The sequence below is a fragment of the Paenibacillus xylanilyticus genome (assembly GCF_009664365.1).
Lineage (GTDB): Bacteria > Bacillota > Bacilli > Paenibacillales > Paenibacillaceae > Paenibacillus > Paenibacillus xylanilyticus_A.
In genome coordinates this window covers 5,085,928-5,100,072 of record NZ_CP044310.1, presented here as the reverse complement: position 1 = coordinate 5,100,072, position 14,145 = coordinate 5,085,928, and the positions used below count along the sequence as shown (strand labels likewise).

Genomic DNA, 14,145 nt, shown 5'->3' with positions numbered 1-14,145 from the left:
AATTGAAAGAGGTGACTCCTTTGAAAATATCGACAAAAGGCCGTTATGGGCTAACTATCATGATGGAGCTGGCAGCCAGAACTGGCGAAGGCCCTACATCCCTTAAAAGCATCGCGGAGCGCAATCAGCTCTCGGAACATTATCTGGAGCAGCTGATCGCACCGCTGCGCAATGCCGGACTCGTCAAGAGTATCCGTGGAGCATACGGTGGATATATTTTGGCAGGAGATCCTGCGACAGTGACTGCAGGTGACGTGATTCGTGTTCTGGAGGGGCCGATCTCCCCAGTGGACTTCACCGAGGAAGATGACCCGGCCAAACGGGATCTGTGGCTGCGCATTCGTGATAGCATTGCAGAGGTGCTGGATTCCACAACGCTTAAAGACCTGATTTCATTCCAGGATCAGGAACAAAAAGACAGCTACATGTTCTACATCTAAGATTCTGTTGAGTCTATTAGGAGATTGCCATATCAGGGAAGGGTTTTCGAGGTTTGATATAAAATAGGTTACCCACAAATTACCCACACTTTAGTTGTTGATGGCCCATTCAAAATCATCAGCAATTTGAATTTGGCGGTTCTTTGTGACGTGAAGGTAAATTAACTCAGTAATTTTTGAATTGCTTTTGTGCCCTATTCTCGCTTGAATTTCAGGTAAACCTACACGGGGGTTGGACGCAAGTAATGAAACATGAGTATGTCGTAAACTGTGCGGGGTAAGGTTTGTTGGTAGCTTTGCTTTTCTAAGGACCTCCCGCATAATTTTACCCATGCCTGTCACCTGAATCGGGTATCCCGGTAGGTAGGGACTTCAGAAAACAAAATCGTCTTTTGGATTAAACTTTTTGGTGAAAGATTTATCTTCTTTTTGCCATTCCATCAATAATTCAAGTGCTTTTGCTACTGTGCTCCCGAAACTCACAACTCGCTCACTTTGTTCATTCTTCGGGGGGATAAAAGTGTATTTGCGAACACTCGATCCAAAAACCTGCTTATTTACATCAATCGTTCTTTTCTTCATATCGATGTCTTCCCATTGAAGGCCTGCTGCTTCACTGATCCGTAATCCTGTATAGGCTAAAACAACGAAGAGGGCCCATAGATTTGTGGAAAGTATGAACCTGCTCAATTGAAGACATTCTTTAAGCTCGTCCTTCTCAAGAAATTTGGGGAGGACTTGTCTTTTTTCTCCTACCTTTCGGGCCGCTTTGCGCTCCTTGGGAATTACAGCATCCTTGGTGGGATCTTCCTTAATTAATCCGTTTCGTTTGGCATGTTCAAACATAAGTGAAGCTGCTGTATGCACCGTGGTAATTGTACTACGGCTTTTACCTATTTCCTTTAGTTCATATAAGAAGTCTTGATATTGGCTTACTGTCACTTCGTTAATTGCGAAACCGCCAAATTGTTTTAAAACAACACTTAACCCATACTTACGGCTTCGGATAGTGTTTTCGGCTGGCTCTCGCTCTAAGATATAAGCTTTAAGCCATGATTTACCCCAAGTACTCACTGTAAGGACATCAGAGTGATTTAACTTTTTCTGTATCTTCTTGGCTTCGATTAGTATACAAAATCGACAGCCTCTTGGATTGTATCAAACCTGGGCGACTCTTTTTGCTTACTGCTTTTCTTCTCTTTACCATCTTCAATGATCGTAGTCGGTACACGATAACGATAAGTGTACTTTCCATCTCGTTCTCTAACATTTGGTGGCAATGATTTCTTCGTTGTGTTGCTTTTCTTCTTCACGTCATTTCTCCTTCCCTTTGAGAAATATAGAATGTATGTTCTTCTTTTTTGTGTGTTAAACTGCCTCGCATCGGTGAAAGCGCAAGTGTTTAAACAACTTCAATTACTCCAAGGGGATCGAGTACGACTACGTGATGATCGTCTGCCTTTACGGTCAAGCCATATTTTGCAGAAAATCGATCAATAGCGTTTTGAAGAAACTCTTCCGTCACACTTAAATATTCGGCCAGTTCATATCTACCTGCTATCCGGTTATGATGGGCCTCCACGATCCGATCTAAAGGGAGCATGCAATCATATGCCCAATGTCTTGAAAGTAATTCTTGCTTACGATTTCTAATGTCCCTCTGATCGAGAATGTTTCCTGAACTGGTGTAATGATGTCCGAGCTCTTCAGCAAGTATGCAGGCTTTCTCAATTATGGTCGTTATACGCTTATCTATTAGAATCATTCCATCCCCGTACAAACCCTTGTTACTTCCCCGTAAGGTTTTCTCAGCGATATCTATTCCTGACGCATGGGCTTTTATAGTTAGCGTCTCGTAGCTGTAAGCCTGCATAACGTCACCCCTTATTCTGCTTTAGCTGCCTTTTTAGTTTCAGTAGCTCTTTAAATTCCTCAATATCTTTTAATTCCTCCTCAGTCCAATCCTCCCCATCATGATGCGCGGCTACGGTATCGATGGTGCTGTTTTTAAAGTTTTCGTTTTTGAAATCTTCTTCTAGTCGACTAAAGCTTCCTCAGGAGCCACTGAGGGCCCATCATATGCTGGGGGTTCTTGGCGTGCGAGCGCTGATCTTAATGAAGAAGGCCGAATCCCAAGTGCCTTGGCAATCTTCTCAATAGCTACGTAATCACCTGCCTCAGGAATAATGTTGTCGACATTAAGTATGAAATGTAGGCTAACTCCCGCTTTTTTAGCAAGTTCCTCTGCAGATAATCCATTCATCTGTAATTCGAATTCAATTATGGACCCAATTGAGTTCCCCAATAGATAGTCCACAGTAACCCCCAAAAAATCAGCTAAGGAACTCAAAGTTTCAATTTGAGGGTTTTTAGTTGTACCGTCCAAGATTTTAATTAATGTTGTGTATGGGACACCAGTCAATTTTGCCAGCTTATACCTAGTGATCTGCAGAAGCGATATGGGAAGGAGCAAGACGTGAGTAATCCATTTGAGGGGTACCGGATCACGAGCCCATTCGACATGCGGATCCATCCGGTCTCAGGACTGAAGAAATTCCACTGGGGCATTGACCTGGTTATTTCGCCTGCAGACGGACCAATCTATGCTTTCGTAGCCGGCGAGGTCATGCACGCCAAAATGGGTGTATCCGGATCCGGCTTCGGAAATTATGGAATTGTTGTGGCCATCAAAGATGACAAGGGATATCTGCACGTCTATGCGCATCTATCTGCTGCAGGAGTAAACGTTGGCCAACAAGTAAAGCGTGGTCAGCTGATCGGTAAGCAAGGCAACACAGGCATTAGCAGTGGGGCACATCTGCATTATGAGGTGCGTAAAGCATGCGCTCCTCAGTATGGCTACACGGCCACGGAGGCGGGAGTTGTCGAGCCAACCCAGTATTTAGTCAACTACTACGGGCTGAAGCCTGATAAGGAGGACAAGCCAGTGACAACGAGGGATATTAACATTGTAAGCACTTGGGCCGAATCATCTTGGAAGGAAGCACAGGTTAACGGCTATTTCGATGGAACTCGCCCTGGCGCGCCGATCACAAGGGAAGAGGCAGCTATCGTAATTAATCGGCTGAGACGAAATTTCTTGGCGCTCATTGCTGGTGTAGACTGAGATGTGAAAGACTTAGACGGTCGACTTCAAAAGATTGAAGCCGAAAGATAAACATATTGAAAGGGGCTGTACTGGCATATCGCTAGTAGAGCCCTTTTTTTTATAGATAGCAAAAAAACATCCGGAAACCGTACGTTATTCCTCAGCGCTCAGATTAATTTTGCTTATTATTTAAGTATACTTCCGCTTATAGCTCCTTTCTCAAGAGGGGAGTAGCTGTAATGTGAAAGAGGTGATCAACAAAACAGGGAGGAAACAAAGAAATTTTTTATTTGTCAGTAGGAAAATATTACCTTACTATAGAAACAGGTAGTATTACATTTTTAAGGAGCACAGTAATAATGTATGTAGACAGAAGAGACCTCTATGAACAGTTGGAATCCATGCTTGGTTCTAAACTGTTGGTCTATGTAACTGGAGACCGTCCTGGTTGGGAAACACAGATTGGCTCAGACTGCTTAGATTACTTTTTGCACCATCTCGATAATATGGATCAAACCGAGAAAATAACTTTGTTCCTTTACACGAGAGGGGGAAGTACACTAGCTGCTTGGAGTATTGTAAACTTAATTAGGCAATTTACCGATAACTTCAATATAATCGTTCCTTCAAAGTCACATAGTGCTGGCACTTTAATGTGTTTAGGTGCCAACTCTATAATGATGACGAAACAGGCAACGCTAGGTCCGATTGATCCAAGCATTAACACGCCGCTTAACCCACAAATTCCAGGTGGGAATCCATCTGCGAAGTATGCTGTAAGTGTAGAAGCAATTAAAGGCTTCTTTGAACTTGCAAAAAGTGAGTTAAGTATTAAGGATGATTCAAGCTTGTCCCTAGTGTTAAATAAACTAGCAGACGTTGTTCATCCGCTTGTGTTAGGAGAGGTTTACAGGGCGAAAGAGCAGATCCAAATGCTTGCAAAAAAATTGTTGGTACACCAAGATATTGACCCTGTGAACTTGGATGAGATCGTTTCTTTCTTGGTTAGCGAATCAGGTAGTCATGACTATACTATCTACCGAAGAGAAGCTAAAGAGGAATTAGGGCTAAACGTCATATCTCCTTCACCTGAGGAATACGATTGTATCAAGCGGATTTACACTGACATCTCAGAAGAACTAGAGTTATCAGTTCCGTACAATCAAGAGCAGATGCTAGGCGGCAACGGGAATGCACCTTATGGCGTTAAGCGAGTACTTATTGAGAGTTTGAGTGGGGGATCTCACTACTTTGCGAGTGAAGGTGAATTAAGAAGAGTGCAGATGAATACCCCACAAGGTCAACAATTTGGAATCCAAGATTTAAGAAACTATGAAGGGTGGAGGTATCAGCATGTCCCTAATCCAATCCCAAACAGCTACTAACATTGTGTTCAATACTTACGCATCATCTTCCATTGGTTCAATTAATTATGAATCTTCAATTAGACTAGATGCCTATTCTAACATTTACAGAGATTCATTGCAGATTAGCGGCAATAAAATCTTGCCTGTGTTCGAAAGAACATCAGCTTACTCAGTTAAGTGATCTGCTGTTCTTGAATCCAAAAGCCCACCAGTATAAACCGGTGGGCTTTTTTCGTTGCGCTCATTTAGTTTTCACGGCGGCTTTTTATGCGAAAAAGGGTATCTACAATAAAACCTATTGACCTAGGTAAACAGGTGTGGTATATTATTAATATGAGGTGAGCACATGAAGAGAAAAAAGAGAAAGAAAAAGGAACTCCCGGTGGACAAGCTGGTTACGCTTCTGACGGCAATCGTCAGCTTGATCACTGCAGTAGTCAACCTCATCATCATCCAGCGTAGGTAAGCAGGAGCTGAGGCATGCACGGTCGGTTAATCCAATGGCCGACCGTGTGAGTTCCTTCTCTTTCTCTCCCTTATTATAGCATGGTAAGAAGGGAGCATGTATAATCATGAGTATGACAAAAATAACTAAAGTGACTTTGATCCTCAGCTTGCTTTCTATGGGTCTCAGTATCGTTACGATTGTATTGATCTTAATGGGATGGTGATTTGATGGAACGGGATGAACTGATCCGTATCATTCAAGAAAACGTGGTGACATCTGCTGAGGCAGCGGATCTGCTTGATGTGTCTAAACAAAATTTGCTCTCGCTGGTGAAACGCGATAAATTGAAGCCGGTTAAGGAATCCGGGTCAGTTCGTCTCTTTCTCAAATCAGACGTATTAGAACGTAAAAGAGAGGCTGAGTCCTTACGTGAAAAGTACAGACCTTATGAATGATTAAGTCCGTCAGGGATAACCTGGCGGATTTTTCTTATATAAAAAACAGCTCAAAAAAATGCTTAAATCATCCGTTTTTCCTACAACGCTTTTACGCAGCTGATGTTAGTATTGATTATATTTGAGTGGAAGGGGTTGAAAATATTAACAAAAATTAATAAAACACTGATAAACAAAGTTATATGTACCGGGCAGAGCGAACAAATTAAATAAGGGGGTAATGTGTTTACGAATAATTATTAATGAATAGTAAGATTTAGATCATAAATTTAGCTTTAATAATAATTATAAAGCTGGGCATAATTACTCTTAACTAAGTTGCTCTAAAATAAAGGAACTTTTCTTGTGACGGTGAATATAATTACTAGAAGATGACATTTCCTTGAAAAGTCTTTGCTTAACGTCTGTTTTAGGGTAATATATGTTTGTTGGTATTGATCGGATCTTATAACGGAAAGGTGGCAACCCAAATGGCTACCAAGAGTTTCACTTCAGAATTTAAATTTAATCAAAGAGCCAGTTCGAAACTTGCCGATGCAATTGAAAAGTCCAGAAGAGTGGATTATGAGATTCAGCAGAAGGTCAATTTTGTCGCTCGAACGGAAAGTATTGAAAATATTATGCAAAGCTTTTTAGGGGATAATAAGAATTAATGGCTTTAAATGTTATCTCCCTCTACGACATGCTCAGATCAATTCCAACAGAGGAAGATAATAAGTCACCTCTTTCTGAAGCTAGCATTAAAGAACTACTTTTATCTTTCAAAACTTTAGATTCGCAAGATAGTGCTGGGGCAGATGATGTCCAATACTTTTTGCATGAAAAATCCATTCAATTTGAGAAGATGGATTTGGCAAGGACCTATTTGGTGATGTCAACTTACAGATCAAAGCCAGTGTTGGTTGGTTATTTTTCTATTTCCAATAAACCTCTTACTCTTCCAAACAAACAGTTTAGGAGGCTATCTAATAGCGTGAAAAAACGCTTAATGGGGCTAGGCTATAAATCTGAACAAAGTTCTTACATCATCAAAGGGTATTTGTTGGGCCAATTAGGTAAAAATTTTAGTGAAGAAGCGCGTTTAGCTAATTGTTGTAATGGTAACGATCTTCTTCAAATTGCCTATAAGAAGATAGCTGAAGCCCATCAGATAGTAGGGGGACGGGTTTTGTATCTTGAATGCGAAAACGTTGCCAAAATCATTGACTTTTATAAGTCTAATGGTTTCAGTCAACTAGATGGGTTCGAATCAGAAAATGGCTACTGCATGATGGTAAAACAATTGAAGGATATATTATAGCATAGCATTTGTTTATAACGATTAAATATCCACCAAAGCGAATTTGGCGGATATTTTTTTGATTAGCCTCAACATTTAGTGTGATCATACAATTAAATTTTGATCAATCTTTTTTTTCATCTTATAGCTGCAACGTGGAGATGCTGTAAATGAACTTATTTCATTGATCAGAATTTTACCCACATTCTACCCACGCATTTGATTGTAGATTAGTAATTTTTCTTGTAGGTTCCGCTAGATTAAAAAACCGAAAACCCGCTTGCTGTATGTCTTTATATAGTTTAGACTAGAACCTTGTAGATGATGAAAAATAGATGTTCTACACCTAATCAAGGTTGATTATGGAACATTCAGCCATACACTAAAGCCCCCATTATGGGGGCTTTAGCCATGCAAAGCAACATTTTATACCCATAAATCAAATGAAATTTCAACATATAACGGGGTGAATTCAATGGATAGAATTTATTTGGACCACGCTGCATCCACGCCCATGCATCCACAGGTAGCGGAAGCGATGATGAAAGTCATGACAGGTCAATACGGCAATGCTTCGAGCATACACTCTTTTGGACGGGATGCGAAACGGACGGTTAGCGGAGCAAGGGACAGTATTGCGGCTTCCTTGGACTGTTTCCCGGATGAACTCGTATTCACGAGTGGTGGCACGGAAAGTGATAATCTGGCGATCTTTGGTGCGGTTTCTGCACGAAAAGAGCAGGGGAAACACGTGATTACAACGGTGATTGAACATCATGCAGTTCTTCACAGCTGCCAGGAGCTTGAACGTCAAGGTTATGAAGTTACCTATCTGCCTGTAGACGAGCATGGAAGAATAAGTGTGGATGAGCTGCAGGAGGCTATTCGTCCGGATACGGTACTGATTACGATGATGTTTGCCAATAACGAGGTAGGAACGATTCAGCCCATTCGCGAAATAGGGGAGCTGGCACGGAAGCATCAGATTTTATTTCATACCGACGCAGTCCAGGCTCTGGGCACCCAAAACATCTCTTGTAAAGATCTACCGGTTGACTTGATCAGTTTCTCTGCGCATAAAATTAATGGGCCCCAAGGTGTAGGGGCACTTTATGTGCGTCGTGGCATTGTACTGGAAGCCAAATCCCATGGAGGACTGCAAGAGCGTCAGCGCCGAGCAGGTACGGAGAATATCGCAGGAATTGCCGGATTTGCAGAGGCACTCAAAATTGCGACAGCCCAAGCAGAGACGCATCGCCAGCATGATCTGGAATTACGGAAGCTTTTGTTAAAACAGCTGGAAATCCATGTGGGCAAAGACCATTTTCATGTGAACGGTCATCCCGAGTATACGCTTCCCAATATTCTGAATATCAGTTTTCCTGAGGTATCTACGGAAACCATGTTAATGAACCTGGATATGGAAGGCATCGCGGTTGCGAGCGGTTCTGCATGTACTTCAGGCTCTCTCGAAGTATCTCATGTACTCAAAGCAATGATGCTGCCGGAGGCATTTTTGCATTCAGCGATTCGTTTTAGCTGGGGATTGGGTAATACTACGGAAGAAATCATGAAAACTGCCGAAAAAATTGGAACCATTCTTGAACGATTGCGTAATAGACCCTAAGGGGCTCTTTTGCACATGGAACAAAAGGAGGGAAGAAGTTCCATTTCATCGGTTAGATAGAAGCGGTTTTGATGATCGGCGTCTGATTGCCACTCATCAACTTTGGGCATACCTAGCAATAGCGCCGCGCCTATTTAATGATAAGAAGATGAGGAGGACCCTGCGATGAAGCTTCAGGAAATGATCGGACTAGCCGTTTTTGATGTCGAGGACGGGAAACAGGTCGGGAAGATCCAGGATTTCATTGTTAGTGACGATTGGAAAATTGAAGGCATTGAACTTGAGAACAAAGGCCTGTTTACCAATCATGTCAAAATCGTGCAGTGGCAAGACATTGTTGCCTACGGCGAAGATGCCGTCATGATCCGTAATCAACAGGCTGTCCGCAAGACGGGAGCCGACGACATAAAACACACGTATCTTCTTGGCCAATCTAAATTGAAAGAAATGTCCGTACTGACCGAGGAAGGTTTGCTGCTTGGACGAGTCTCCGATGTTTATTTTGACCAAGAGTTGGGAAATACAATAATAGGGATTGAAATTACGGACGGTTTTGTGTCCGATCTGATCGAGGGCCGTAAATGGCTGCCATGTACAAGCGATATGTCTATCGGTGAAAGTGCCATTATGGTGCCTCCACTGAGTGAGCAGCGCTTGGAAAATGCCATTCATTCTGTTAATGGATAGGTGAATGTATATGAAATGTCCAAATTGTAGTTCCAAAGATATCGGGAAAATTGGTTCCCACCAGTTCTATTGCTGGGGTTGCTTTATTGAACTGAACGTAAACGGTGAGAAAATGTCTGTATATCAAGTTGAAGAAGATGGAACGCTCAGCTCGCTTGACGATCTGTTCTTCGGGGAAGAGCTGCCACAGGACTTCCCGCACTTGCACGCATCTTCTTAACTCGCGAGTGAAACTTCCTCTATATGCGGTTTTGTGACAACGAACGTCACGGACCATGTCGCAAAGCGACGACAGATGTGTATAGATGACAGTTACATAGCAGTCTGTCCAGCCTGCATTAATGTATGCCGGGGCAGGCCTTAACATGCGTCTCCTTCCTTAGTGAAGGGGGCGCTTTTTTGTTTTCTTCTTTTCCACATCTGTGCGGGGTTAATAAATATTCCCTTTCCTACATATACTGACTCTCAGAGCCAGTCCAAAGGGGAGAGATGCAAGTGGAGCAATTAACCAAAAACAAGCTGTTCCGTTATGCCATCTGGCTGCTGCTCGGCTTGATTATTCTGTATTTTATATGGCTGTTAAGGCCCTTGCTGCTTCATATATACGGATTCCTGAAGACCGTGCTTGCACCGTTTATCGTAGCCCTTATTATTTCCTATGTGCTTAATCCGATTGTAAGTATGTTGGGTGGACGGAAGGTGCCACGCTCCATCGCTGTTTTGCTGATCTATGCTTTTTTTCTCACCTGTATCGGCGTCATCCTCATGAATGTCATCCCGGTGCTGATTGAACAGCTTGAAGAACTGAATGAGCATATGCCTGAATTGTCGATGCGCGCGCAGAGTCTCATGAACAGCATGGATCATAAATTGATGCCACCAAGCGTACGCACAGGCATGAACAGCTGGTTCTTCCAGATGGAAGACCGTCTTACTCAAGGCATAACGATGCTGATGGACAATATCGGAGCCACGATCAATGTGCTGTTTAACGTATTTATTGTGCCGTTTCTCATTTTTTATATGTTAAAAGACTTTGAGGTGTTCGAACGCACGGTCGTAGCGTATCTGCCGCGTTCTCGCCGCAAAGCCATCGTATCGGTTATGAAAGAGATTGATACAGCACTCGGTAATTATATTCGGGGACAGTTCATCGTCTGTGTCATTGTTGGCATCTTCGCCTATATCGGTTACGTGATTATTGATATGCCTTACGCGCTGCTGCTAGCAAGCATTGTGGCCGTATTTAATATTGTGCCATACCTGGGGCCTTTCCTGGGTGCGGCGCCAGCTGTAGTTATGGCTTCAACCGTATCTGTTAAAATGGTCCTGCTGGTGGTCATCGTAAACACGCTATGTCAGGTACTGGAGAGCAACGTCATCTCCCCGCAGGTTGTAGGGCGGACGCTGCATCTGCATCCATTGTCGATTATTTTTGCGCTGCTTGTAGGTGGAGAACTGGCAGGAATTGTAGGTCTTATTCTGGCGGTACCTGTTTTTGCCGTTCTGAAAGTCATCGTGCAGCACTTTTTTGCCTACTACATCAAGCGAAGGACGGATTAAAAGCTCGAGGATGAGGCGTCCTGGGGGGTACATTGACACTCGCATGGCGTATCGATATAATGAAGTCACATGTTTCAAAAATGAAATCGATGATGAAATGAAGTACGCCGGGGGTTCCTTTCCTCAGAGAATAGACTTCTTCGGATCAGATTCAGATCTGACCGATGGCTGGAAGAGTCTTGAAAGTTGAAGCGGCGGAAAGCTGATTTCGGAGTGCAGGACAACCCTGCCGGGCGCGACCGTTATTCGCATCAACGAGGAGATTGCTGATTGGTCCGAAATGAGGGACATGCAGCAATAACCAGGGTGGTACCGCGATAACATCGTCCCTGATATTTCAGGGGCGTTTTTTGTGTTTGTTTTTACAAAAGCAATGTTTACCAACCGGAGCAATTCGCACCGGACCATTATAATTAATTGGGGGCAGTTCGTATGAAAGCCAGTGAAATCCGTTCCAAATGGATAGAGTTTTTTGCAAGTAAAGGTCACAAAATCGAGCCAAGTGCATCGCTCGTACCTCACAACGATCCATCCCTTTTGTGGATTAATGCGGGAATGGCACCGCTTAAGCCGTATTTTGACGGACGTGAGAAACCGGAGAATCCGCGTCTTGCGAACTCCCAAAAATGTATTCGTACCAACGATATCGAGAATGTCGGCAAAACACGCCGTCACCATACGTTCTTCGAAATGCTGGGTAACTTCTCCATTGGAGATTACTTCAAAGAAGAAACCATTACTTGGGCATGGGAATTCCTGACCAGCAAGGAATGGATCGGATTCGATCCAGAGCGTCTGTCGGTAACGGTTTATCCGGAAGACGAAGAGGCTTTCAAACTGTGGAACGAAAAAGTGGGATTGCCGGCAGAACGTATCATCAAACTGGATGAGAACTTCTGGGATATTGGTGAAGGCCCATGCGGACCTTGTACTGAAATATTCTATGACCGCGGTGAAGCCTACGGCAATGACATGAACGATCCGGAAATGTACCCGGGCGGGGAAAACGAGCGTTACCTTGAAGTATGGAACCTGGTATTCTCCCAGTTCAATCACAACAAGGATGGCAGCTATACGCCGCTTCCTAACAAAAACATTGATACAGGTGCTGGTTTGGAGCGTTTTGCGTCCATTCTGCAGAACGTGGATTCCAACTTTGACACAGACCTGTTCCAGCCGATGATTCAAAGAACAGCGGCACTTGCCGGTGTGAAATACAACGACAGTGTGGAGATTGATGTAGCCCTGAAAGTTATTGCTGACCATATCCGTACCGTTGCTTTTGCAGTAGGCGATGGCGTTCTGCCAAGTAATGAAGGACGTGGATACGTTATCCGCCGCCTGCTGCGCCGTGCTGTACGCTACGGAAAAGTTCTCGGATTGGACCGTCCATTCCTCTATGAACTGACAACAACCGTTGGAGAAGTCATGGGCGTATACTACCCAGAGGTGGTAGACAAGCAGGAGTTTATCGCGAAGGTCATCAAAACCGAAGAAGAACGGTTCCACGAAACACTTAGTGACGGATTGGCGATTCTGGCAGACATCAGTGCTGCAGCCAAATCCGAAGGTCGTACGGTGATCAGTGGTCCGGAAGCATTCAAATTGTATGACACATATGGCTTCCCGTTTGACCTTACTGAAGATTATGCGGCAGAGCATGGCTTGACTGTTGATCGTGAAGGTTTCGATGCATCCATGCAAGAGCAACGTGATCGTGCACGTGCAGGCCGTCAGGAAAGCGAAAGCATGAAGGTTCAAGGTGGACCACTTGCCGATCTGGAGGTTAAAAGCGAGTTTGTTGGTTATACTGACCTGTTGACGGAAGCAAAAGTGGTTGCCATCGTTGCAGGCGATGCCCTTGTCGATTCCGTAAGCGAGGGACAAACCTGTCAGGTGATCCTCGACAAAACTCCGTTCTATGCAGAGAGCGGCGGACAAGTCAGCGACCAGGGCTTGCTGCGCGGAGCAGGCGTTACTGCCAAAGTACAAGGGCTGTTCAAAGCTCCGCAAGGACAGCACGTACACATGGTAAGCGTTGAGTCGGGTGAATTGCGTGTAGGTGATGTGATTCAAGCGGAAGTGGATGCGTCCAAGCGCGGAGATATTATCAAAAACCATACCGCTACCCATTTGCTGCACAAAGCGCTTAAGGATGTGCTGGGTACGCATGTCAATCAGGCAGGTTCCCTTGTGGAGCCACAGCGTCTGCGGTTTGACTTCTCTCACTTCGGCAGCATTACGCCGGAAGAATTGACAGAGATTGAACGTCAGGTGAATGAGCAGATCTGGAATCGCCTGAATGTGAACATTGAACTGAAGGCCATTGATGAAGCCAAAGAAATGGGCGCTATGGCATTGTTCGGTGAAAAATATGGAGATATTGTACGTGTCGTACAAATTGGAGACTACAGTTTGGAACTTTGTGGCGGCTGTCACGTAAACAATACATCGGAGATTGGCATGTTCAAGCTTGTCAGCGAGAGCGGAATTGGTTCTGGTGTACGTCGGATTGAGGCTGTAACAGGTCGTGGTGCGTACCTCTTCGTTGAAAGTCAGCTGGAGCTGCTCAAACAATCCGCAGCCCTGCTCAAAGCCAATGTTGCAGATGTGCCTAAACGGATCGAAGGTCTCAACCAACAGTTGAAAGAAGCTGCGAGAGAAACAGAATCGCTGCAAAGCAAGCTGAGTGCCATGGAAGCAGGCTCGTTGACGGATCAAGTGGTACAGGTAGGAGATACGCAAGTACTCGCAGCTCGCGTGGACGCGCCGAACATGGATGCCCTGCGTACTGTTGCCGACGAATTGAAAGTGAAATTGCCTGATGCTGTGCTCGTTCTGGGTGCTCCTGCAGATGGCAAAGTAAACTTCGTCGTTGCTGTTCCTGCTGAGAAAGTGAAGCAAGGACTTCATGCCGGTAAAATCGTCAAGGAAGTTGCAGCTGTTTGCGGCGGTGGTGGCGGCGGACGTCCAGACATGGCACAAGCGGGAGGCAAGGATGCGTCCAAGCTGGATGAAGCGCTGAAACTGGCCGTTTCACTCATTGGTTAGCATATTGCATAAATCCAATAAGCGGCTTTCAATGACCAAAATATAGATCGAAATGGTTCTATTCGGCTATATTTTGTTCCCGGGAGCGAGTGGAATCAATTATGCAACATGCTGAGGTT

General features: G+C 44.2%; 14 protein-coding genes and 1 pseudogene. 11 read left to right on the top strand and 4 right to left on the bottom strand.

Annotated features, from left to right (window positions below):
• The first annotated feature begins 20 nt into the window (after positions 1–20).
• Complete coding sequence (gene cymR / locus F4V51_RS22665) at positions 21–440, top strand: cysteine metabolism transcriptional regulator CymR (protein ID WP_127538637.1); 420 nt, start codon at positions 21–23, stop codon at positions 438–440.
• Positions 441–530: 90 nt separating this feature from the next.
• Here the strand turns inward: cymR and F4V51_RS29175 are convergent.
• The 4 genes and pseudogenes from F4V51_RS29175 to F4V51_RS29485 form a co-directional block, all read right to left on the bottom strand.
• Positions 531–1,286, bottom strand: a pseudogene (locus F4V51_RS29175) (tyrosine-type recombinase/integrase).
• A 278-nt stretch (positions 1,287–1,564) separates the two neighbouring features.
• Positions 1,565–1,753, bottom strand: a complete 189-nt coding sequence (locus tag F4V51_RS22650; protein WP_153979729.1) for a hypothetical protein — start codon at positions 1,751–1,753, stop codon at positions 1,565–1,567.
• Between the two features lie 89 nt (positions 1,754–1,842).
• Positions 1,843–2,313 carry an ImmA/IrrE family metallo-endopeptidase gene (locus F4V51_RS22645; protein WP_153979728.1) on the bottom strand — a complete coding sequence of 157 codons (471 nt, stop codon included), beginning with the start codon at positions 2,311–2,313 and terminating at the stop codon, positions 1,843–1,845.
• Positions 2,314–2,475: 162 nt separating this feature from the next.
• Positions 2,476–2,973, bottom strand: coding sequence for a helix-turn-helix domain-containing protein (locus F4V51_RS29485; RefSeq protein ID WP_153979727.1), 498 nt, complete (start codon positions 2,971–2,973; stop codon positions 2,476–2,478).
• Between F4V51_RS29485 and F4V51_RS22635 the strand changes: the two genes are divergently transcribed.
• From F4V51_RS22635 to alaS, 10 genes are all read left to right on the top strand, one after another.
• The gene (locus F4V51_RS22635; protein WP_162009977.1) at positions 2,917–3,567 is read left to right on the top strand and encodes a M23 family metallopeptidase; all 651 of its coding nucleotides are present in this window, start codon (positions 2,917–2,919) and stop codon (positions 3,565–3,567) included. The two genes, F4V51_RS29485 and F4V51_RS22635, sit on opposite strands and share 57 nt — an antisense overlap.
• A gap of 341 nt (positions 3,568–3,908) precedes the next feature.
• Positions 3,909–4,934, top strand: a complete 1,026-nt coding sequence (locus F4V51_RS22630) for an SDH family Clp fold serine proteinase (RefSeq protein WP_153979725.1) — start codon at positions 3,909–3,911, stop codon at positions 4,932–4,934.
• 657 nt (positions 4,935–5,591) lie between these two features.
• Positions 5,592–5,819, top strand: a complete 228-nt coding sequence (locus tag F4V51_RS22625; protein WP_153979724.1) for a helix-turn-helix domain-containing protein — start codon at positions 5,592–5,594, stop codon at positions 5,817–5,819.
• 470 nt (positions 5,820–6,289) lie between these two features.
• Complete coding sequence (locus F4V51_RS22620) at positions 6,290–6,472, top strand: hypothetical protein (RefSeq protein ID WP_153979723.1); 183 nt, start codon at positions 6,290–6,292, stop codon at positions 6,470–6,472.
• Complete coding sequence (locus F4V51_RS22615) at positions 6,472–7,119, top strand: GNAT family acetyltransferase (RefSeq protein ID WP_153979722.1); 648 nt, start codon at positions 6,472–6,474, stop codon at positions 7,117–7,119. The genes F4V51_RS22620 and F4V51_RS22615 overlap by 1 nt, the downstream gene beginning before the upstream one ends.
• A gap of 454 nt (positions 7,120–7,573) precedes the next feature.
• Positions 7,574–8,725, top strand: coding sequence for a cysteine desulfurase family protein (locus F4V51_RS22610; RefSeq protein WP_153979721.1), 1,152 nt, complete (start codon positions 7,574–7,576; stop codon positions 8,723–8,725).
• 165 nt (positions 8,726–8,890) lie between these two features.
• Positions 8,891–9,412, top strand: coding sequence for a PRC-barrel domain-containing protein (locus F4V51_RS22605; RefSeq protein ID WP_095289518.1), 522 nt, complete (start codon positions 8,891–8,893; stop codon positions 9,410–9,412).
• Positions 9,413–9,422: 10 nt separating this feature from the next.
• Positions 9,423–9,632, top strand: a complete 210-nt coding sequence (locus F4V51_RS22600; RefSeq protein WP_095289519.1) for a hypothetical protein — start codon at positions 9,423–9,425, stop codon at positions 9,630–9,632.
• 275 nt (positions 9,633–9,907) lie between these two features.
• Positions 9,908–10,975, top strand: a complete 1,068-nt coding sequence (locus tag F4V51_RS22595; protein WP_095289520.1) for an AI-2E family transporter — start codon at positions 9,908–9,910, stop codon at positions 10,973–10,975.
• Between the two features lie 432 nt (positions 10,976–11,407).
• Complete coding sequence (alaS, locus tag F4V51_RS22590; protein ID WP_153979720.1) at positions 11,408–14,026, top strand: alanine--tRNA ligase; 2,619 nt, start codon at positions 11,408–11,410, stop codon at positions 14,024–14,026.
• The last annotated feature ends 119 nt before the right edge of the window (positions 14,027–14,145 follow it).

Bases quoted from the DNA above. Each gene is read 5' to 3' on its own strand.
- F4V51_RS22645 (WP_153979728.1), bottom strand. From the start codon at position 2,313: ATGCAGGCTTACAGCTACGAGACGCTAACTATAAAAGCCCATGCGTCA.
- F4V51_RS29485 (WP_153979727.1), bottom strand. From the start codon at position 2,973: ATGGATCCGCATGTCGAATGGGCTCGTGATCCGGTACCCCTCAAATGG.
- F4V51_RS22630 (WP_153979725.1), top strand. From the start codon at position 3,909: ATGTATGTAGACAGAAGAGACCTCTATGAACAGTTGGAATCCATGCTT.
- F4V51_RS22625 (WP_153979724.1), top strand. From the start codon at position 5,592: ATGGAACGGGATGAACTGATCCGTATCATTCAAGAAAACGTGGTGACA.
- F4V51_RS22620 (WP_153979723.1), top strand. From the start codon at position 6,290: ATGGCTACCAAGAGTTTCACTTCAGAATTTAAATTTAATCAAAGAGCC.
- F4V51_RS22615 (WP_153979722.1), top strand. From the start codon at position 6,472: ATGGCTTTAAATGTTATCTCCCTCTACGACATGCTCAGATCAATTCCA.
- F4V51_RS22610 (WP_153979721.1), top strand. From the start codon at position 7,574: ATGGATAGAATTTATTTGGACCACGCTGCATCCACGCCCATGCATCCA.
- F4V51_RS22605 (WP_095289518.1), top strand. From the start codon at position 8,891: ATGAAGCTTCAGGAAATGATCGGACTAGCCGTTTTTGATGTCGAGGAC.
- F4V51_RS22600 (WP_095289519.1), top strand. From the start codon at position 9,423: ATGAAATGTCCAAATTGTAGTTCCAAAGATATCGGGAAAATTGGTTCC.
- alaS (WP_153979720.1), top strand. From the start codon at position 11,408: ATGAAAGCCAGTGAAATCCGTTCCAAATGGATAGAGTTTTTTGCAAGT.